We start from the raw sequence: 20576 nt of genomic DNA on the forward strand, positions 1-20576 counted from the left end.
CCCCGATGAACGCTTTCCTGCCGCCCGAACCGGGCATCCGTGTCAGCCTCGCCGAGCTGATCGAGATGCGCCATCGCGTGCGTGAAGTTCAATTGTTCTCCACGCCGAGCCAGCGCAGCCCGCTGATCGGTCTGCACCACTCCAAACTGCGTGGCCGTGGCGTCGACTTCGATCAGGTGCGGGTCTATCAGGCCGGCGACGACGTGCGAAGCATCGACTGGCGGGTCACCGCCCGAACCCAGGAACCTCACACCAAGCTGTTCCACGAAGAACGCGAGCGACCGATTTTCATCATGGTCGAGCAAAGTCGCCGGCTGTTTTTCGGTTCAGGGCTGATGTTCAAATCGGTGCTCGCTGCCCAGGCCGCCAGCCTGATTGGCTGGGCCGCGCTCGGCCATAACGATCGGGTCGGCGGGCTGGTGTTCGGCGACAACGAACACTACGAAATCAAGCCACGGCGCAGCAAACAAAGTCTGCTGCAGTTGCTTAACCGACTGGTACGCGTCAATCAATCGCTGCACACCGAAAGCGAGCAGAACCGCGATGCCCTCAACCTCGCCCTGCGCCGCGCCCGGGAAGTGCTGCGCCCCGGCAGCCTGGTGATCGTGATCTGCGACGAGCGCGCGTTGACCGAGGGCTCCGAGCAGCAACTGAGCCTGCTGTCCCGCCATTGCGACCTGCTGCTGTTGCCGCTGTCCGACCCACTGGACCACGCCCTGCCCGCTGCCGGCCTTTTGCGCTTTGCCGAACGCGGTGCGCAACTGGAACTCGACACGCTGAATTTCGACCTGCGCCAAACTTACCGCGCCCAGGCCGAAGCACGCATCGCTCACTGGGAACTGCTCGCGCAAAAGCTTCGTGTATTGCTAATGCCCCTGAGCACCCAGAGCGAGATGGTCGAACAACTGCGCGAGTACTTGAACCCGCAGAAACCGGGGAAAGGTCGATGAGCAGCCTCGATCAACTGCAACCGCTGATTTCGCCGCCACCGATTGGGTTCTGGCCCCCGGCGCCGGGCTGGTGGTTACTGCTGTTGTTGCTGCCGTTGATCGGCTTCGGCCTTTGGAAGGCGCGGCATTTGCTGCTCAACAAGCGCCCTGTCGTACGCACCGAACAGCCGCTGGACCCGGTGCGCCTCGCCGCACTGGCCGAACTGGCGCTGATGCCCAAACCGTACGACGGCGCACCGGCCGGTGCCTGGCTGCAGCAACTCAACGGCTTGCTCAAACGCCTGTGCCGCAACCATTATCCCTACAGCCAGAGCCACACTCTCAACGGACGCAAATGGCTGGCGTTCCTCGACAACCGCTGCCCGGCCGCCGGACTGACGCGCTGGATGGTGCTGGTGGAAGGCGCCTACAAACCCGAATGCAAACTCGACGACAAAGCCATCGCCGGCCTGACGCAAGCCGTCGACACGTGGATTCGCAAACATGTTTGAGTTCGCCTGGCCATGGATCTTCACCCTGCTGCCGCTGCCCTGGTTGATGCGCGTGGTGCTGCCAGTGGCCGACAGCGGCGAACCGGCGCTCAAAGTCAGCTTCCTCAGCGACCTCGAAGGCCTCGCGCGGCGCCGTGCTCGCGCCAATCTGCCTGCCTGGCGCCAGCAAGCGCCGTTCATGCTGCTGTGGCTGTTTTTGCTGATCGCCGCAGCGCGCCCGCAGTGGCTCGGTGAACCGTTGCCGATTGCCGCCAGTGGCCGTGACCTGCTGGTGGCGGTTGACGTTTCCGGCTCCATGGATTTTCCCGACATGCAGTGGCAGGACGAGGAGGTCAGCCGCCTTACGCTGGTTCAATATTTGCTCGGTGATTTTCTGGAAAGCCGTGAAGGCGACCGTGTCGGCTTGATCCTGTTCGGCAGCAGGGCGTACCTGCAGGCGCCGCTGACGTTTGACCGGCGCACCGTGCGTGTCTGGCTCGACGAAGCACGCATCGGTATCGCCGGCAAGAACACCGCCGTTGGCGACGCCATCGGCCTCGCGCTCAAACGCCTGCGCATGCGTCCAGCGCAAAGCCGCGTGCTGATCCTGGTCACTGACGGCGCCAACAACGGCGGCGAAATCGATCCGCTGACAGCGGCGCGGCTGGCAGCCAAGGAAGGCGTAAAAATCTACCCGATCGGCATTGGCGCCGATCCCGAGCAAAGCGGCACCCCGGGATTCCTGGGTATCAACCCGAGCCTGGATCTCGACGAGCCTGCGCTGAAGGCCATCGCCGCCGCCACGGGTGGACAGTATTTCCGGGCCCGCGACGGCAAGGAATTGCAAGCGATCAAGCAAACCCTCGATCAACTTGAACCCGTGACTCAGCAACCGACTCAGGCCCGCCCGGCGCAGGCGTTGTATCACTGGCCGTTGGCGGTGGCGTTGCTGTTGAGCATGCTGCTGGTCGTGCGCGAACGATGGCCGGACATCCCGTTGCTGCGCCTGTTTACCAAGGATCTGTTCTTGCAGACGCCACTGCCTGACTGGCGCCAACGGCTCAAACGCCTGCGCCTGCGGAGGCGCCGATGAGTGCACTCTGGCCGTACTGGTTCCGCCCGTGGTGGCTGCTGTTGTTACCGCTGCTCGGCTGGTTGCTCTGGCAACTCTGGCATCGACAGAAACGCGCCGGGCGCTGGCAGATGATTCTGCCGCCGGCCTTTCATTCCGCGTTGCTCAGTGGTGGAAACGGTCGCGACAGCAAACTGCCGTGGGTCGCGCTCGGTGTGGCGTGGCTGTTGACGATACTGGCGCTGCTCGGACCGAGCTGGGAGCGCGTTGAGCAAACCAGTCAGAAACCGGCTGATCCGATGGTGGTGATTCTGGAGCTGACTCCGGAAATGCTCGCCACCGACGTGACGCCAAACCGGTTGGAACAGGCCCGACGCAAGCTGTTCGACCTGCTGCAAAACCGCAGCGACGCCCAGACCGCCATCGTCGTCTACGCTGGCAGCGCGCACACGCTGGTGCCGCTGTCGGATGACCTCTCGACCAGTCGCAATCTTCTGGATGCGCTCAAGCCGTCGCTCATGCCCCAAGCCGGCCATCGCGCTGACCTCGCGGTGACGAAGGCCCTTGCGCTGCTGAATCAGGGCGCGCTGGGTGACGGCCGGATCCTGCTGATCGGCTCGTCCTTGACCGAACTGGAACGCGAAGGGATTCAGCAAATGCTCGACGGCAAGTCGACAGAGTTTTTAATGCTCGGCATTGGCACCGCCGAAGGTGCGCCCATCACGCAGGAGGACGGCAGTTTCCTCAAAGATGATCAGGGCGCGATTCTGGTGCCGCATCTGGACGAGCCGAGCCTGAAAGCGTTCGTCAACGGCCTCGACGGGCGTTATCGCCATGCGCGCCTGGACGATGCCGACTTACGCGCCCTCGGCCTGCTCGATGGCCCACGCCATTTGCGCAATGACGGCCAGACCTTGCGCCTCGATACCTGGGCCGATCAGGGTTACTGGCTGTTGTTGCCGCTGCTGCTGTTGGCGGCCTGCGCCGGTCGTCGCGGCTGGTTGTTTTGCTTGCCGTTGCTGTTCCTGTTTCCGCAACCGAGCTACGCCTTCGACTTCGAAGACATGTGGCTGCGTCCTGATCAGCGAGGGCTGCACCTGCTCAAGAAGAAGCGTCCCGCCGAAGCCGCGCAACACTTCGAAGATCGACAATGGCAAGGTGTCGCGCTCTATGAGGCCGGCGACTACAGTGGCGCCGCCCAGCGGTTCGCCGAGGGCAATGACGCCCACGCCCACTACAATCGTGGCAACGCCCTGGCCAAAAGCGGCGAGCTGGAAGCCGCGCTGGATGCTTATGAACAGGCGCTGGAACGTCAGCCAGACCTGCGCCCGGCATTGACCAACAAGGCCTTGGTGGAAAGTTTGCTCAAACAGAAAAACACACCGACACCCGCCAAGGACAAAACCGAAGGCGACGAAACGGGAAGCCCGCAGGAACCACCGCCCGGTGCGACCACCCAGCCGTCGAGCAATGGCGAACCGAAGTCCGACACCCAGGCGACTACGCCCGATGCGGATCAGTCGGATACGACATCACCGCGACCCGGCACCAATGAGGTGCCCGGCAGCGAGTTGGGCGACGAACAAAGCACCACACCGCCGTTGCGCCCGGCCAGCGATGCCATCGATGGCGAACAGCGTCAGGCGCTGGAGCAATGGCTGCGAAAGATTCCGGATGACCCGGGAGAATTGCTCAGGCGCAAATTCTGGTACGAACAGCAACAACATCAGGATCAGGAAAAAACTCAATGACCCGCTTCACCGCTTTCTTGCTTGCCATGTTTCTCTGGACCTTACAAGTCCAGGCTGCGGAACTGGTCGCCAGTGTTGATCGCAGTCGCCTGAACTCCGGCGAGACGGTCGAGCTGACTCTGCAATCCAACGACGTAACGCAGTTCGGCAAACCTGACCTGACGGCGCTGGAACCGCTGTTCGACGTACGCGGCAGCCGCCAGGTCAACCAGTTGACCACCATCAACGGCGACAACCGCGCCACCACCCGCTGGATCATTACCCTGCTGCCTCGCCACAACGGCAGCGTGGTGATCCCGTCACTGCAATTGGGGGACGTGCAGAGCCAGCCGATCACCTTGCAAGTGGTGGAAAGCGAAACCCAGAACAGCACCCGCAAATTGGCCCCGGTGTTCATCGAAGCCAGCCTCGATCAGAACAGTGTGTACGTGCAGGCCCAGGCGATCCTGACCTTACGTATCTACCATTCCGTTTCGCTGTACGACGACAGCAGCCTGACCCCGCTGCAGATTCCTGACGCACGCATCGAGCAACTGGGTGAGTCGCGCACTTACGAAAAAGACATCAACGGCCTGCGCCACGGCGTGATCGAACTGCGCTACGCGATCTACCCGCAACAAAGCGGTCAGTTGACCATTCCGGCGCAGATATTCAGTGCCACGCTGGTCGACGCCCAACCGGCCCAGGACGTCGAATCCCAGGTGCCAAAATCCGGCAAACTGATGCGTATCAGCTCGGTCGAACTGCCGCTGACCGTCAAGGCAAAACCGGCCACATACCCGGCTGACGTACCATGGCTCCCGGCCAGAAGCCTGAGTTTGAGCGAGAGCTGGAACCCGGAACCGGATCATGCGCAGGTGGGCGATTCGCTGACCCGCAGCCTGACCGTGAAGGCCGAAGGCCTGGCCAGTTCACAACTGCCACCCTTGCCAGCCACCGACGTCAATGGCTTGCGGCGTTATCCGGATCAACCGGTGCTGGTCAACCAGAACAGCGAGCGTGGTCTGATCGGCAGTCGTGAAGACCGTGAAGCGCTGGTGCCGGTTCGCAACGGTGACGTCGAATTACCGGCGGTGGACGTGGTTTGGTGGAACACGTTCGAGGATCATCTGGAGCACACCAGCTTGCCGGCGCGAACCCTGCAAGTGGCGAACAATCCAGGTTTGATGGTCGATTCCCCGGCGGGCATGCAGCCAGCCATTTCCGCTGCCGACAACGAAGCGCTCTGGTGGTGGAAACTCAGCACCGTGTTGCTGGCCTGCACCACTCTGCTGGGCTTCGGCCTCTGGTGGCGCGCCCGCTGGCAACCGGCAATCCTGCGAGCCGCGCAGACCGGCCCGAGCCCGCGCACCGTGCTCGACGACCTCAAGCGCGCCTGCCAGGCCAACGACCCCCACGCCACCCGCCAGGCCCTCGACGCCTGGGCCCGGCAACAACCGGAAACCCTGGCCGACATGGCGGCGCGGTTTGTGCCGCTGTCGGACGCGCTGGATGGTTTGAATGGGGCTTTGTACAGCGAAACGGGCCAGCATTGGCAGGGTGAAGAACTGTGGCGCGCTATTCGGGTAATCCCCATTGCCGAGCGAGTTCACGATCCGGTCGGCGACAGTGGACTGCCACCGCTCTACCCTAAGTGACAAAAAACCCCTGAACGACGCGGATCTCCAGTGAGAGCGGGCTTGTCCGCGAAGGGGCCATCACATCCATCATCAATACTGACTGACCCACCGTCATCGGTAGCAGGCTCGCTCACAGTAATCCGTGGTGAAGCTCGGATTTGCAGTGTGAGCGGTAGGTGTTGCTGCTTTTTTACCAGTAAACTCTTCCCCCTTTCGCCGCCTCTTTTCCCTCGCGGCCATCACCTATTCCCTACGGAGCTCGCCTTGCGTCTGTTTCACACCTCCGACTGGCACCTTGGGCAGAACCTGCACGGCCAGGATCGCGATTTCGAGCACGGATGTTTCCTCGAGTGGCTGTTGCGCCAGCTGAAGCTGGACCAGCCCGATGTGCTGCTGATCGCCGGCGATATCTTCGACACGGTCAATCCGCCGGTCAAGGCTCAGGAACGCCTGTACGACTTCATCGTCAGCGCCCACGAACAGCAGCCGAAGCTGACCATCGTGATGATCGCCGGCAACCACGATTCCGGTTCGCGCATCGAACTGCCCGCTCCGCTGATGCGGCGCTTGCGCACGCACGCATTAGGTCGTGTGCTGTGGCTGGATGACGGGCAACTCGACGCCGAGCGTCTGCTTTTGCCACTGCCGGACGCAAAGGGCAAAACCGTTGCCTGGTGCCTGGCGTTGCCGTTTTTGCGTCCTGCCGAAGTGACCGGCGCGCACCTGGGCGACAACTATCTGCGCGGGATCGGCCAGGTTCACGAATGGTTGATCGAAGCCGCCAACGCCAAGCGCAAGAAGGGCCAGGCGCTGATTGCCATCAGTCATGCGCACATGGCGGGCGGTTCGGTGTCGGAAGACTCCGAACGCAGCCTGATCATCGGCAACGCCGAAGCCCTGCCCGCCAGCCTCTTCGGCCCGAGCATCAGCTACGTTGCCCTCGGTCATTTGCACAAGCCACAGAAGGTCAACGGTGAAGAGCGCATTCGCTACAGCGGCTCGCCGATTCCATTGTCGTTTTCCGAAATCGGTTATCAGCATCAGATTCTCGACATCCAGCTCGACGGCGAAACCCTGGTCAGCGTTGCGCCGAAGTTGATTCCCCGCGCCGTGAACCTGCAACGTATCGGCCCCGCGCCATTGGCCGAAATCCTCCTGCAAATGGCCGACCTACCGAACATCGACCTGCTAGCCGATATTCAGCGTCAGCCGTGGCTGGAAGTCCGGGTTCGCCTCGACGAACCGCAACCCGACTTGCGCCATCAGGTCGAGACCGCCCTGCAAGGCAAGGCCGTGCGCCTGGTACGCATCGCCGCCGAATACGCCGGCAACGGCAACCGCGATGGCGTCGATGACGGCACCCCCTTGATCGAACTGGACCAACTCACACCTCAGGAACTGTTCAGTCGCGCCTGGCAGGACAACTTCGGCAGCGAGGTCGATGAGCAAACGCTGAAGGACTTTGCCGAGCTGTTGCAAGACGTGCAGATGGAGAGCGAGCAGCCATGAAGATCCTCGCGATCCGCCTGAAAAACCTCGCCTCGCTGGCCGGGCCGTTTGAAATCGACTTCACCGCCGAACCGTTGGCCAGCGCCGGTTTGTTCGCAATTACCGGGCCGACCGGCGCCGGTAAAAGCACCCTGCTCGATGCCTTGTGCCTGGCGCTGTTCGGCGCAGTGCCCCGGCTGAGCAACGCTCAGGTGTCGGCCAAAGCGCCGGACGCCGATGGCGAGATCAGCACCGGCGACCCTCGCACGCTGCTGCGTCGCGGCACGGGCGAAGGCTATGCCGAAGTGGATTTCGTCGGCATCGATGGCCGTCGCTACCGCGCTCGCTGGGAAGCCAATCGCGCCAGGGAGAAGGCTGGCGGCAAGCTGCAACACAGCCGTCAGAGTTTGCGCGACATCGATCTGGATCAGCTGCTGGCCAGTCAGAAAGTCGAGTTCAAGACCCAGCTAGAATCCGTCCTGGGCCTGAACTTCGAGCAGTTCACCCGCGCCGTGTTGCTGGCCCAGAGTGAGTTCAGTGCGTTCCTCAAGGCCAACGACAACGAGCGCAGCGAACTGCTGGAAAAACTCACCGACACCGCGCTCTACACGCGCTTGGGCCGTCGCGCGTTTGACAAAACCAAGGAAGCCCGCGAAGCCCACAAGCTGTTGCAGGATCAAGCGACCGGCGTCACACCGCTGTCGCCCGAAGCCCGAGCAGAACTGGATAAACGCTTCAGCGAAGCGCAACAGCACCTCAGGACCCAGCAAACGCAACTCAAGCAACTAGAACTGCAGCACACCTGGCTGAAAGAACTGCGTCAATTGCAAGACGAGCAGCTCAGCGCCACTGAACAACTGGCCAGCGCCCGGCAGGATTGGGAAAGCCTGGCCGGCGAACGCTTGACCTTGACTCGGCTGGAACAACTGGCGCCACAACGGCACCAGTTCGCTCGCAAGACCGAACTCACTGCCCGACTTACGCCGCTGGCGGCACAGATTCAGCAGCACATGCAGCTACAGCAAGATCTGCAAGCACGCCAGACGCAACTCGAACACGGCCTCGGCGCGGCACAGGTCGCACTGATCGAGGCGCAAACTCAACACACTTCAAGCGCGCCGTTGCTACGTCAGGCCTTTGAGGCGCAAAGCACCCTCGCCCGCTTGATCAAGGACACCGGCCTCAGTGCCGACCTCAAGCAGCAGGCGGAACTGGCCTGCTCCGAAGGCCAACATACGATTCAAGGTTTGCTTGAGCAGCAGAAGCAGGTTACCGCGCGTTTGCAACGGATTGCCGCCGAGCTTGAACAAAGCACGCACCTGGCGCCGCTCAGCGATGCCTGGAACGCCTACCGTGACCGCCTGCAGCAATTAATGTTGATCGGCAATCGCCTGAACAAGGGACAGGCGGAACTGGCCTCTCTGGAGCACAATGCCACCCGTGCCACCGAAGAATGGGCCACGCAAAAACAGAATCTGGAAGTGCTCTACAAAGAGGCCGGCGCCGAGCCTGAAGCGGTGGCCGAACAGATTCAGTTGCTCGGCACTCTGCTGCAGGACAACCGCAAGCAACTGCGCGCGTTTGAAGAGCTGACACGACTGTGGACCCACCAGCAAGAACTGGACAAGCGCATCACCGAACTGCAGCAGCGTCAAACCGTTGCCCAGCAGGAACGCGACCGTCTGACCCAGGACGGGGTGAAAACCAAAAACGAATTGACCATCGCCGAACAGACGCTGACGGTCACTCGCGAATTGCTCGAACGTCAGCGTCTGGCCCGTAGCGCCAGTGTCGAAGAACTGCGCGAGCAATTGCAGGACGATCAGCCGTGCCCGGTTTGCGGCAGCCCGGATCATCCCTATCATCAGCCCGAAGCGCTGCTGCAAAGCCTCGGCCGCCATGATGAAAGCGAACAGGCCAACGCGCAGAAAGCGGTGGACGTGCTCAAGGAAAAACTCACTGACCTGCGCGCTGAAGTCGTCGGCGTGATCGCGCAGCAGAAGGAACTGTTTCAGCAGCAGGAGCAACTCGTCGTTCAGCAGCAGAGCCTGGCCCCCAGCCTCGACGCGCACCCGTTGTCGGCGCAGCTTTTCACCCAGGAAGTTGCCAAACGCGATGCCTGGCTCACCCAGCAAAACAGCCAGTTGAACCAAAGCATCACGCAGGACGAACAGCGGCAAACCGCCCTGCTCACCCTGCAACAGGACGCCGCGCGCCTGCAACAGCAACTGCGAAACGCCGAAACCGCGAGTCAACAGGCGACCCAGCATCTGGCCAATCAGCAACGCGAGTTGAGCAATGATCGTCAGCGTCTGGACGAAGAGCTGATCGCGTTCAGCACCTTGCTCCCGGCGGACACGCTGGACGCTTTGCGCAACGAGCCGGCCGCGACTTTCATGCAGCTCGACCGGCAGATCGCCCAGCGCCTGGAACAACTCGACCAGCAACAAGACGAACTCAGCGAACAGCAACAACGCCAGCAGACGCTAGAGAAGGAACAGGATCGTCAACTGACTCGCATCCAGCAACTGGACGCGGCTCAGCAGCAGTTCACTGCCCTGGCCCAGCAGCAACAGGCTTGCCAGCAACAACTGACGCAACTGCTCGGTTCGCACAGCAACGCCGAACACTGGCAACAGCAACTGGATCAAGCCGTCGAACAGGCGCGCAATGCCGAAGCGATGGTCAATCAGGAACTGCAATCGGTGCGCACGCGCCTGGTACAACTGGCCGCCGAACTCAACGCGCAGCAAGAACGCCTGCTCGCCCTGGAAACCGAAGACCGCGAACTGAACGCGAAGATCGCTGACTGGCGCGCCTTGCATCCGGAACTGGATGACGACGGCCTGGAACAGTTGCTCAGCGTCGACGACCAGCAAGTCAGCGAATTGCGCCAACGGTTGCAGCACAACGAAAAAGCCATCGAACAAGCCACGGTGTTGTTGCAGGAGCGGGACAAGCGCCTGACCAGTCACCAAGCGCAGCACAACGGCAATCTCGATGCCGGGCAACTCGCTACCGCCCTGACCGAACTGCAAAACCAGTTTGCCGCCAGCGAGCACCGCTGCGCCGAACTGCGCGCCGAACAGGCCGAAGATCAGCGTCGGCAGAACGCCAACCATGCGCTGGCCCAACAGATCGCCGACGCCTACACCGAGTACCAGCGCTGGGCGCGTCTGAATGCGTTGATCGGCTCCGCCAGCGGCGACACCTTCCGCAAGATTGCCCAGGCCTACAACCTCGACCTGCTGGTTCATCACGCCAACGTACAGTTGCGCCAACTGGTGCGGCGCTATCGCTTGAAGCGCGGCGGCAGCATGCTCGGGTTGCTGGTGATGGACACCGAGATGGGCGACGAACTGCGTTCAGTGCATTCGCTCTCCGGCGGTGAAACCTTCCTCGTCTCCTTGGCACTGGCATTGGGTCTGGCGTCAATGGCATCGAGCACGCTGAAAATCGAATCGCTGTTCATCGACGAAGGCTTCGGCAGCCTCGATCCGGAATCCCTGCAACTGGCCATGGATGCCCTCGACGGCTTGCAGGCGCAGGGTCGCAAGGTCGCGGTGATTTCCCACGTTCAGGAAATGCACGAACGGATTCCGGTGCAGATTCAGGTCCACCGCCAAGGCAACGGCCTGAGTACCCTGGAGGTGAAATGAATACGCTGTACTCCTTCCGGCGCTGCCCGTACGCCATGCGGGCGCGCATGGCCCTGGGTTACTCGGGGGTTGCGGTGAACATCGTCGAGGTCAGCCTGAAGGCCAAGCCTGACGAGATGCTTGCGCTGTCGAGCAAAGGCACAGTGCCGGTGCTGAGTGTCGACAGTCAGGTGATCGATGAAAGCCTGTCGATCATGCGCTGGGCGCTGGCGCACAACGATCCGCAGGATTGGTTGCTCAAAGATGATTCGCTAGGGCAAGCGCATATCGCTGCGCTGATCGAAGAAAACGATCAGGTGTTCAAGGTACACCTGAATCGCTACAAGTACGCCGAACGTTACCCGGAGCAGCCGATGGAGTCCTATCGTAGCGAGGGTGAAGCGTTTTTGGGCAGGCTGGAGGAGTTACTGGAGGGGCGCGACTATTTGTTGGCGGACCATCCGAGTCTGGCGGATGTGGCGCTGATGCCGTTCGTACGGCAGTTTGCGCATGTTGATCGCGGGTGGTTCGGGCAGACGCGTTACGTGCGACTACAGGCTTGGCTGCAGCGGTTTCTGGAGTCGGATTTGTTCACATCGGTGATGGTGAAGTAGAACACGATCTCTGTAGGAGCTGCCGCAGGCTGCGATCTTTTGATCTTCAGCATCTTTAACATCAAAAGATCGCAGCCTGCGGCAGCTCCTACGAGATTCAGGCAAACACTTCACACATCTGCAGCACCGAGCAATCGACCTGGAACGGCCCGAAGAAATCGCCTTGACGTTTCATCGGCGGATTACCGGCCAGCAAGCCCATGGCTTTGTCGGTTTCGATGCTGCGAGCGAGGTTGTGGTTGGCTTCAATGGACCGTGCTACAGAACCTGCCGAGCCCTGGCCGATCCCCAGCAGGGAAGATCCATTGGTCATGAACGCCAGTAAGGCGATGACCCAGAGTTTGGCCCCTTTCATGCCCCTGCCACTCCCGCCACGTCTGCGTGATCGACCACGGCGTTTTGCGCGCGGTGTTCGAACTGGATGGCGGGATAAGCGACCTGAATCGGTGCTTCGATATCGTGTTGCGACTGCGCCGAAAGGCTGACCACCACCACCAGCGCCACGTCAAGACCGATGGCCAGGTAGGCGCCGTGTTTGGCAGAAGTGAGGATTGCGCTGGCCATGGTGTTCTCCGTGGGCATGTTTCAGTGCCCACAGAATCGATCAAAAAAGCCGTAACATCCACTCAGGGTTATCCATAGTAACCATCAGCTTCGTTGATCATTAAGCCAGTCTATTTCAGCCTTCAATAAAACTCATCATGCGTTCTCGCGCAGCGTCAGGCTCGCCTGGAACGGGCGTTGCAGCCGATAAAATGGGGGGCGAATAGAGGAACAGAAGTACCACGGCCAGACGCATCGCCATGCTGTCGATCCTTTTTACAAGAGAAGGAGTCAATAAATCAGCGTCAAATTTAAACGCATGGCTATGTGATATCAAGCGGTACATTGATAGCAATCTGATGCTGTCGTAAACGCGTTATGCAGGAGCGACATCACTCAGGCTTTCTCGAAGCTTTTCAGCTTGATCCGCGCAAGTGACTTCGCTCCTGCATAAAGGGTGCAGGGTTCAGAATTTCAGGCTTGGGTTTTGTGATCCAGGGCCGCATAGAAGTTGGCGCTCTGTTGCAGGTATTTCTGGGTGTAGCTCTGGGCGTGGGATTTTTTGTCGCTGATTTCAACGTTGGCGCTGGCTGGCAGAGCAACGGTGGCAGAAATAGCGGAAGCGGCGATTACAGAGAAGAGATTGAAGTTCATGGCGGTATTCCTCGAAGTCAGTTGGCTTGCTTGCCCGGTGGGGCCGTGAAGCAAACTTAATCGGCGAGGCTGGCGCCTTGAAATCTTTTGTAGCATTAGCAGATATCAGCGCCATTAATAGAAGGAGGCAGGCCCCATCAACCGAGGCCTGCGGCCTATTGACGCACCAGGAACTTGAGATCGCTCGGGGCATCCATCGGCAGTTTCTGCACGGTTTTACCCAGCAGACCGCTCTTGGCATCGCGCTCGACAACGACTATCTGGTTGCTCTTCTGATTGGCGATCAGCACGAACTTGCCACTCGGATCGAGGCTGAACTCGCGCGGGTGATCACCTTCCACCGAACGGCGTTGCAGCTCTTTGAGGTGGCCGGAGGCTGGGTCTATGGCAAAAACCAGCAGTTGATTGGCAGTGCCGCGATTGCTGACATAGAGGAACTTGCCATCTTTTGAAGCATGCAGCGCCGCGGCCGCTTTATCCGACGTCGGTTGCCCGTCTGCCAGATCGACCCTCTGAGTGTGCGCCAACTTGCCATTCTGGTAATCGAACACGGCGACCTGCGCGCTCATTTCCATGGTCAGCCAGGCGTGCTTGCCATCAGCACTGAACAGTAAATGCCGAGGTCCGCTACCGGGCGGCAACTGGACCGAAGCCGGTGTCGCGGCAGTTAATGGCAGATCCGGATTGGCGTCGGGATCGAAGCGGTAGATAAATATCTTGTCCGCGCCGAGGTCATTGGAGAACACAAACTTGCCGTCCGGCGAAGGCACCGTCGAATGCACATGCGCCGACATCTGCCGCTCGGCATTGACTCGGCTGGGTTGATGACTACTCAATTGCACCACGGTTTTGAGCTTGCCATCGGCGCCCACCGGTAACACCGCCAACGTGCCGCCCGGGTCTTCAGCCACCGAATAATTGCTGACGAACAAGTGGCTGGCATCGCCGCTGAGGCTTGAATGGGTCGGTTCGTTGCCCAGACTTTGAACCTGATTGATCAGGCTCAGCTCATGGGTCTTGGGATCGATCGTATAACTGCTGACGCGACCGACCGGGTCTTTCTGTCCCGGGCCGTTTTCATTGACCACGAACAGACGGCGCTGATCCTTGGAAACGGTCAGCCACGAAGGGTTTTCACTCTTGACCACTTGCAACGGTTTGGCCTCGATCTGTCCGTTGGCGCTGTCGAAACTCAGGCGATAAATGCCCTGACTCTGACCTGCCGTGTACGATCCCACCAACACCTGATAGTGATCGGCTGGCGCCGCCTGAACGCCCATGGCGCCGACGCTGCCAGCCACCAACAGTGGCCAGAAGTTACGCATCCTCATTCACTTCCTCATCGTCACCACCGCGAAACGCAGTCATGCACACCAACCGATGCTCGCCGGAATCGCCAGTGATGAGCCAGCTTTGCAAGGTCGGATCGAAGGTCGCAGCCTGGATTTGCGCCGGGGTGAATTCCCAGTGCTTGGCCGCACGGCCATCCATGCATTCGATGTGCAGGTTGTCGTCTTCGTCGAGCGAAAATTCAAAGGCATGCAGTCCGTCGATTTCCACCAATTCGCAGTGTTCGAGGGTAGCTAGCAAGGTGTCGGTCGCGGCAGTCATGGCAGTCAATCTTTGAAGGGGAAAGACGCAATGATAGCTCAATGTGGGGACGGGTCTGAATGAGCCACAAATCCTGTTCACAACACTGAACAACTGTGGGAGCGAGCTTGCTCGCGATAGCGATCCAGTATTCAACTTCAATATTGACTGTTACTCCGCTATCGCGAGCAAGCTCGCTCCCACAGGGGGGGGTGTTTAGCCGTCAGAGGGCGTCGCGCGACGGCTGGCCATCTACCAGGCGCTGAATTCGTAGCGGGTTGCCATTCTTCAACGCGTCCGGCAGCAAGCTATCGGGGTAATTCTGGAAGCACACTGGCCGCAGGAACCGGTCAATCGCCAGCGTACCCACCGACGTACCACGCGCATCGGACGTCGCCGGGTACGGGCCGCCATGGACCATCGAGTCGCAGACTTCCACGCCAGTCGGATAGCCGTTGAGCAGGATCCGCCCGACCTTTTGTTCCAGCAACGCCGTCAGCTCGCCGAACTGTTTGAAGTCGTCCGGTTCGCCAATGAGGGTCGCCGTCAGTTGCCCGCGCAGCCCATTCAAAGCGGCGCTGAGTTGCGCCTGATCCGCCACTTCGACAAACACCGTGGTCGGGCCAAAGACTTCTTCCTGCAGGACTTCATCGCCGTCGATCAACAGGCTGACATCCGCCTTGAACAACTGCGGCTGGGCTTGCTGCCCTTGTTGCGGAGTACCGGCCAGGTGCGTCACGCCTGGATGCGCGAGGAGTTTTTGCAGTCCTTTGCCATAGCTGCTCAAGGTCCCGGCATTGAGCATGGTTTGCGCCGGCTGATCGTTGATCAACCCCGCCACCTGCTGCACGAATGCACTGAACTGCGGCGAGCGAATGCCGATCACCAGACCCGGGTTGGTGCAGAACTGGCCGCAGCCTTGAACCACCGACGCCGTCAGGTCACGAGCGACGGTCTCAGCTCGATCCTCCAGCGCCTGTGGCAACACGATCACCGGGTTGATGCTCGACATCTCGGCGAACACCGGGATCGGCTGCGCACGGGCTGCGGCCATGTCGCACAACGCTCGACCGCCCTTGAGCGAACCGGTAAAACCGACGGCCTGAATCGCCGGATGCTTGACCAGCGCTTCACCGACCCCACCGCCGTAAATCATGTTGAACACACCGGCCGGCATGCCGGTTTTTTCCGCGGCACGGATGATCGCATCGGCAACCTGCTCGGCCGTCGCCATGTGACCACTGTGGGCCTTGAACACCACCGGGCACCCAGCGGCCAGTGCTGAAGCGGTGTCGCCTCCCGCAGTGGAAAACGCCAACGGGAAGTTACTCGCCCCGAACACGGCAACCGGGCCGAGGCCGATTCGGTACTGACGCAGGTCGGGACGCGGCAAGGGCTTGCGGTCCGGCAGCGCTTTATCGATCCGTGCACCATAAAAATCGCCGCGACGCAGGACTTTGGCGAACAGGCGCATCTGACCGCTGGTGCGCCCGCGCTCGCCTTGGATACGTGCGGCAGGCAACGCGGTTTCGCGGCAGACCACGGCGACAAAGTCATCGCCCAATGCGTCCAGCTCATCGGCGATGGCATCGAGAAATTGCGCACGACGTTCGGCGCTCAGGCTGCGATACGCCGGGTAAGCGGCTGCGGCAGCCTTGGCGGCGGCATCCACTTCTTGCGACGTGGCCTGGAGGAAATCGTGAGACAACGCTTCGCCGGTACTGGCGTCGACGCTCTGGAGTTTGACGCTGCCGGCCGCACTGCGCTGGCCGCCGATGTAGTTGTGACCAAGAATCCGGGTCATGGATTGCTCCTTAAAGAGTGCCTATGGTGCCGGGCTCGAACGCCGCGTCAACCCGTGCAATACCGTTGATCAACGGTGCGCCGAACTCGGCCTGACTGATCTCGAACACATCACCCGGTCGGGTGCGAATGCCGTTGGCAAAGGACAAGGTCGCGGTGCCGAAAAAGTGGATGTGCACGTCCCCCGGACGCAGGAACTGGCTGTATTTGAAATGGTGGTACTCGAGGTTTTCCAGGCTGTGGCACATGTTGGCCTCGCCGCTGAGAAACTCGTTCTGCCACAGCACCTCTCCGTCACGCAAAATGCGGCTGGTGCCCGCCAGATGTCGAGGCAATTCACCCACCCGAAGTTCCGGGCCATAGCTGCAACTACGCAGTTTGGAATGGGCGAGATACAGGTAATTCTTGCGCTCCATGACGTGGTCGGAGAACTCGTTGCCCACCGCAAAACCGAGGCGATACGGCTTGCTGTCGTGACCAATGACGTAGAGACCGCTGAGCTCGGGCTCTTCGCCGGCGTCTTCAGCGAAGGGTGGCAGCGGGAAGGGTTGGCCGGGGCGCACGACAATGCTGCCGTCACCTTTATAGAACCATTCTGGCTGCACACCGGCCTGCCCCGCCGCTGGCTTGCCGCCCTCCACGCCCCATTTGAAGATGCGCATGGTGTCGGTCATCGCGGCTTCATCCCCGGCCTGCTGATGCATCTTGTCCCGCGCCGAGGCGCTGCCCAAATGGGTCAGGCCGGTGCCACTGACGAGCAGGTGCGCAGGGTCCGGATGGTCCAGTGGCGGCAGGATGCGCCGTTTGGTCAGCAACTCTGCATAGTCATGGCGGATGCCCAGGCCCAGGATGTTCACCTGCTGCTCAAGATTGACGCCCGCCTTGATGGCTGCCAGCGCCAGATCGCGCACCGTGCGCGCCTCTTGCACTTCACGGACAAGACTGTCCTCGACAACGCCAACCCGGCGCTCGCCACTACTCAATTCGAATTGAACCAGACGCATGCTTTTCTCCTGTAAACAAAACTTGAAAATGACACAGAACCCCTGTGGGTCGGAGTGAATCCTCAAGTACGGGTTGCGCCCCGCGCACTCGCCGCAAACTGGTCAGCCGGCAGCACATGCTTACGCTCCAGCAACCGATAAACCACGCCCGTCAAAATCAGCCCGAAGACCATCACCCCCGAAAGGAAATACAGCCCCGAAGCCAGATTCCCGGTGTATTCCTTCAGCGCACCGATCACGAACGGACCGATGTAGCCGCCAAGGTTGCCCACCGAGTTGATCAAGGCGATCCCGGCCGCCGCGCTGGCGCCGGCAAAGAACCGACCCGGCAAGGTCCAGAACACTGCGGTGCAGGAAAACAGCGCGAACGCCACCAGGCACAACGCCGCCAGTTGCAGCACCGGCACTGTCAGCCAGGCGCTGAAGAACAGACCGATGGCTCCCAGCACATACAGCACCGCCAAGTGGCCGTAACGATCATTCAAGCGGTCGGAACTGCGCGGAATGATCAGCAAGCCGATGATCCCGAAAATGTACGGCACCGATGACACGAAACCGGTGACCAGGTCGGTGCCGCCGAACTGTTTGATCAGTGTCGGCAACCACAGACCCAGACCGTAAATGCTCAGGGTCACCGGCAGATAAAACAGCGCCAGCAGCAATACGCGTTTGTCCTTGAGCGCATGCAACGGATTGCCATGTCGGGTCTGGCCGTACGCCTCCAGATCCTTTTTCAGCTCGCCGGCCAGCCAGTCTTTCTCGGGCTGATCCATCCATTTCACTTGTTGCGGACCATCAGGTAGCCAACGCAGCACCGGCCAGGTCAACAGGATCGCCGGGGCGCCGATGACGATGAACAGCCACTGCCAGCCATGCAAACCAAGAATGCCGTCCATACCGAGCAGGCCACCGGACACCGGACCGGTGATCAGCATGGCAATCGGCTGTGAAAGGATGAACAGGCCGAGGATTTTGCCGCGATGGCGTACCGGGAACCATTGAGTGATGTAGTACAGAACGCCCGGGAAGAACCCGGCTTCGGCGGCGCCCAGCAGAAAGCGCATCACATAGAAGCTGTGTGGCCCCTGAACGAAAGCCATGCCGATGGTGATGGCGCCCCAGGTGACCATGATCCGCGCGAACCAGCGTCGCGCGCCAAAGCGATCGAGCATCAGGTTGCTGGGGATTTCCAGCAGGAAGTAACCAATGAAGAACAGCCCGGCACCGAGACCGTAAGCCGCGTCGCCGATACCGATGTCGGCGCCCATGTGCAGCTTGGCGAAACCCACGGCGGAGCGATCCACATAGGCGATCAGGTACAGCAGGATCAGGAAGGGAATCAGTTTTAGCGTAATGCGACGAATAAGCCGCAGTTCCTGGCTCATGAGATCGGTCTCCGATTGTTGTTGTTATAGAACCTCGGGAGACACCTCTCGCAAAAAAACCGCCAGGGCCATCCCTCCGTTGAATGCGACTATATAGTAATACTATTTAATCATGCAACACTTCCAAACCGATGAAATTGCGCTTATGTTACGCCTCAGTTGAATCAATATAGTCATACAATAAGAGAATCGATCATGTCTGATAAGAAACCCACCCTGCGCTCCGCCCAATGGTTTGGCACGGCCGACAAAAACGGCTTCATGTACCGCAGCTGGATGAAGAATCAGGGCATCGCCGACCACCAGTTTCACGGCAAGCCAATCATCGGCATTTGCAACACCTGGTCGGAACTGACCCCGTGCAACGCGCATTTCCGCCAGATCGCCGAACACGTCAAACGCGGCGTGATCGAGGCCGGCGGTTTTCCCGTGGAATTTCCGGTGTTCTCCAACGGCGAATCTAACCTGCGCCCGACCGCCATGCTCACCCGTAACCTGGCGAGCATGGACGTTGAAGAAGCCATTCGTGGCAACCCGATCGACGGCGTGGTGCTGCTGACCGGTTGCGACAAAACTACCCCGGCCCTGTTGATGGGCGCGGCCAGTTGCGACGTGCCCGCCATCGTTGTGACTGGCGGGCCGATGCTCAACGGCAAGCACAAGGGCAAGGATATTGGCTCGGGCACGGTGGTCTGGCAGCTTAGCGAACAGGTCAAGGCTGGCACGATTACCCTAGACGACTTCCTCGCGGCCGAGGGCGGCATGTCCCGCTCGGCCGGCACCTGCAACACCATGGGCACCGCGTCGACCATGGCCTGCATGGCTGAAGCACTGGGCACTTCCCTGCCCCACAACGCGGCGATTCCGGCGGTAGATGCGCGCCGGTACGTACTGGCGCACATGTCCGGCATGCGTGCGGTCGAGATGGTTCGTGAAGACTTGAGGTTGTCGAAAATCCTCACCAAAGAAGCCTTCGAAAACGCCATTCGTGTGAACGCGGCCATTGGCGGTTCGACCAACGCGGTGATCCATTTGAAAGCCATTGCCGGGCGCATCGGCGTCGAACTGGACCTGGACGACTGGACCCGCATGGGTCGCGGCATGCCCACCATCGTCGACCTGCAACCGTCCGGTCGTTTCCTGATGGAAGAGTTCTATTACGCCGGAGGCTTGCCTGCCGTGCTGCGTCGCCTCGGCGAAGCCAATCTGATTCCGAATCCCGATGCCTTGACCGTCAACGGCAAAACCATCGCCGAAAACACCAAGGACGCGCCGATCTACGGCGAGGACGAAGTGATCCGCACCCTCGACAACCCGATCCGCGCCGACGGCGGGATCTGCGTATTGCGCGGTAACCTGGCGCCGCTCGGTGCCGTACTCAAACCATCTGCCGCCAGCGCCGAATTGATGCAGCATCGCGGGCGCGCGGTGGTGTTCGAAAATTTCGACATGTACAAGGCGCGGATCAACGACCCCGAACTGGACGTGGATGCCAACTCGATTCTGGTGATGAAGAATTGCGGGCCGAAAGGTTATCCAGGCATGGCCGAAGTCGGCAACATGGGCTTGCCGGCCAAACTCTTGGCACAAGGCGTGACCGACATGGTGAGAATTTCCGATGCGCGCATGAGCGGCACGGCGTACGGCACGGTCGTTTTGCATGTTGCACCGGAAGCGGCGGCCGGCGGGCCTTTGGCGACGGTGAAGGAAGGCGACTGGATCGAGCTCGATTGCGCCAATGGTCGTCTGCACCTGGACATCCCGGATGCGGAACTGGCCGCACGCATGGCGGATCTGCAACCGCCGCAGCAACTGATCGTCGGCGGATATCGCCAGCTCTACATCGACCATGTGCTGCAAGCGGATCAGGGCTGTGATTTTGACTTCCTGGTCGGTTGCCGCGGGTCTGAAGTGCCGCGCCACTCTCACTAACACAACAATCCCCCTGTGGGAGCGGGCTTGCTCGCGAAAGCGGTTAATCATTCAACATCTTAG

General features: G+C 60.6%; 18 protein-coding genes. 9 read left to right on the top strand and 9 right to left on the bottom strand.

The genetic code is table 11. The features are described 5' to 3' along the window. Positions 1-5: 5 nt before the first annotated feature. The 8 genes from ACYZT9_RS14680 to ACYZT9_RS14715 all read left to right on the top strand — a co-directional run bounded on the left by ACYZT9_RS14680 (position 6) and on the right by ACYZT9_RS14715 (position 11602). The gene (locus tag ACYZT9_RS14680) at positions 6-950 is read left to right on the top strand and encodes a DUF58 domain-containing protein (RefSeq protein WP_462006158.1); all 945 of its coding nucleotides are present in this window, start codon (positions 6-8) and stop codon (positions 948-950) included. Beyond that, the gene (locus ACYZT9_RS14685; protein ID WP_462006159.1) at positions 947-1441 is read left to right on the top strand and encodes a DUF4381 domain-containing protein; all 495 of its coding nucleotides are present in this window, start codon (positions 947-949) and stop codon (positions 1439-1441) included. The genes ACYZT9_RS14680 and ACYZT9_RS14685 overlap by 4 nt, the downstream gene beginning before the upstream one ends. Further along, a complete protein-coding gene (locus tag ACYZT9_RS14690) occupies positions 1434-2513 on the top strand; it encodes a vWA domain-containing protein (protein ID WP_462006160.1) in 1080 nt (359 codons plus the stop codon). The genes ACYZT9_RS14685 and ACYZT9_RS14690 overlap by 8 nt, the downstream gene beginning before the upstream one ends. After that, a complete protein-coding gene (locus tag ACYZT9_RS14695) occupies positions 2510-4243 on the top strand; it encodes a tetratricopeptide repeat protein (RefSeq protein ID WP_462006161.1) in 1734 nt (577 codons plus the stop codon). Before ACYZT9_RS14690 ends, ACYZT9_RS14695 begins: the two co-directional genes overlap by 4 nt. Further along, positions 4240-5880, top strand: coding sequence for a BatD family protein (locus ACYZT9_RS14700; RefSeq protein WP_462006162.1), 1641 nt, complete (start codon positions 4240-4242; stop codon positions 5878-5880). Before ACYZT9_RS14695 ends, ACYZT9_RS14700 begins: the two co-directional genes overlap by 4 nt. A gap of 246 nt (positions 5881-6126) precedes the next feature. Next, on the top strand, positions 6127-7371 hold the full coding sequence (locus ACYZT9_RS14705) for an exonuclease SbcCD subunit D C-terminal domain-containing protein (protein ID WP_462006163.1): 1245 nt from the start codon (positions 6127-6129) through the stop codon (positions 7369-7371). Continuing rightward, a complete protein-coding gene (locus ACYZT9_RS14710; protein ID WP_462006164.1) occupies positions 7368-11009 on the top strand; it encodes an SbcC/MukB-like Walker B domain-containing protein in 3642 nt (1213 codons plus the stop codon). Before ACYZT9_RS14705 ends, ACYZT9_RS14710 begins: the two co-directional genes overlap by 4 nt. Next, entirely contained in the window at positions 11006-11602 is a 597-nt protein-coding gene (locus ACYZT9_RS14715) for a glutathione S-transferase (RefSeq protein ID WP_462006165.1), read from the top strand. The genes ACYZT9_RS14710 and ACYZT9_RS14715 overlap by 4 nt, the downstream gene beginning before the upstream one ends. 97 nt (positions 11603-11699) lie before the next feature. Here ACYZT9_RS14715 and ACYZT9_RS14720 read toward each other — a convergent pair whose 3' ends face one another. From ACYZT9_RS14720 to ACYZT9_RS14760, 9 genes are all read right to left on the bottom strand, one after another. Beyond that, complete coding sequence (locus tag ACYZT9_RS14720; RefSeq protein ID WP_462006166.1) at positions 11700-11957, bottom strand: hypothetical protein; 258 nt, start codon at positions 11955-11957, stop codon at positions 11700-11702. Then, a complete protein-coding gene (locus ACYZT9_RS14725) occupies positions 11954-12166 on the bottom strand; it encodes a hypothetical protein (RefSeq protein ID WP_462006167.1) in 213 nt (70 codons plus the stop codon). The genes ACYZT9_RS14720 and ACYZT9_RS14725 overlap by 4 nt, the downstream gene beginning before the upstream one ends. Before the next feature lie 115 nt (positions 12167-12281). After that, positions 12282-12407 (bottom strand): hypothetical protein, encoded by a 126-nt coding sequence (locus ACYZT9_RS14730; RefSeq protein ID WP_462006168.1) that lies wholly within the window; start codon positions 12405-12407, stop codon positions 12282-12284. A 212-nt stretch (positions 12408-12619) separates the two neighbouring features. Continuing rightward, entirely contained in the window at positions 12620-12799 is a 180-nt protein-coding gene (locus ACYZT9_RS14735; protein ID WP_008030101.1) for a hypothetical protein, read from the bottom strand. Between the two features lie 155 nt (positions 12800-12954). Continuing rightward, a complete protein-coding gene (locus ACYZT9_RS14740) occupies positions 12955-14130 on the bottom strand; it encodes a lactonase family protein (RefSeq protein WP_462006169.1) in 1176 nt (391 codons plus the stop codon). Continuing rightward, positions 14117-14410 carry a DUF5629 family protein gene (locus ACYZT9_RS14745; RefSeq protein WP_462006170.1) on the bottom strand — a complete coding sequence of 98 codons (294 nt, stop codon included), beginning with the start codon at positions 14408-14410 and terminating at the stop codon, positions 14117-14119. The genes ACYZT9_RS14740 and ACYZT9_RS14745 overlap by 14 nt, the downstream gene beginning before the upstream one ends. Before the next feature lie 202 nt (positions 14411-14612). Continuing rightward, a complete protein-coding gene (locus ACYZT9_RS14750; RefSeq protein WP_462006171.1) occupies positions 14613-16193 on the bottom strand; it encodes an aldehyde dehydrogenase (NADP(+)) in 1581 nt (526 codons plus the stop codon). A gap of 10 nt (positions 16194-16203) precedes the next feature. Continuing rightward, positions 16204-17196, bottom strand: coding sequence for an AraD1 family protein (gene araD1 / locus ACYZT9_RS14755; RefSeq protein WP_462006172.1), 993 nt, complete (start codon positions 17194-17196; stop codon positions 16204-16206). Between the two features lie 62 nt (positions 17197-17258). Continuing rightward, the gene (locus ACYZT9_RS14760; protein WP_462006173.1) at positions 17259-18581 is read right to left on the bottom strand and encodes an MFS transporter; all 1323 of its coding nucleotides are present in this window, start codon (positions 18579-18581) and stop codon (positions 17259-17261) included. A 195-nt stretch (positions 18582-18776) separates the two neighbouring features. Between ACYZT9_RS14760 and ACYZT9_RS14765 the strand changes: the two genes are divergently transcribed. After that, complete coding sequence (locus ACYZT9_RS14765; protein WP_462006174.1) at positions 18777-20513, top strand: IlvD/Edd family dehydratase; 1737 nt, start codon at positions 18777-18779, stop codon at positions 20511-20513. Positions 20514-20576: the final 63 nt, after the last annotated feature.

It is taken from the genome of Pseudomonas sp. ZT5P21, assembly GCF_054897785.1.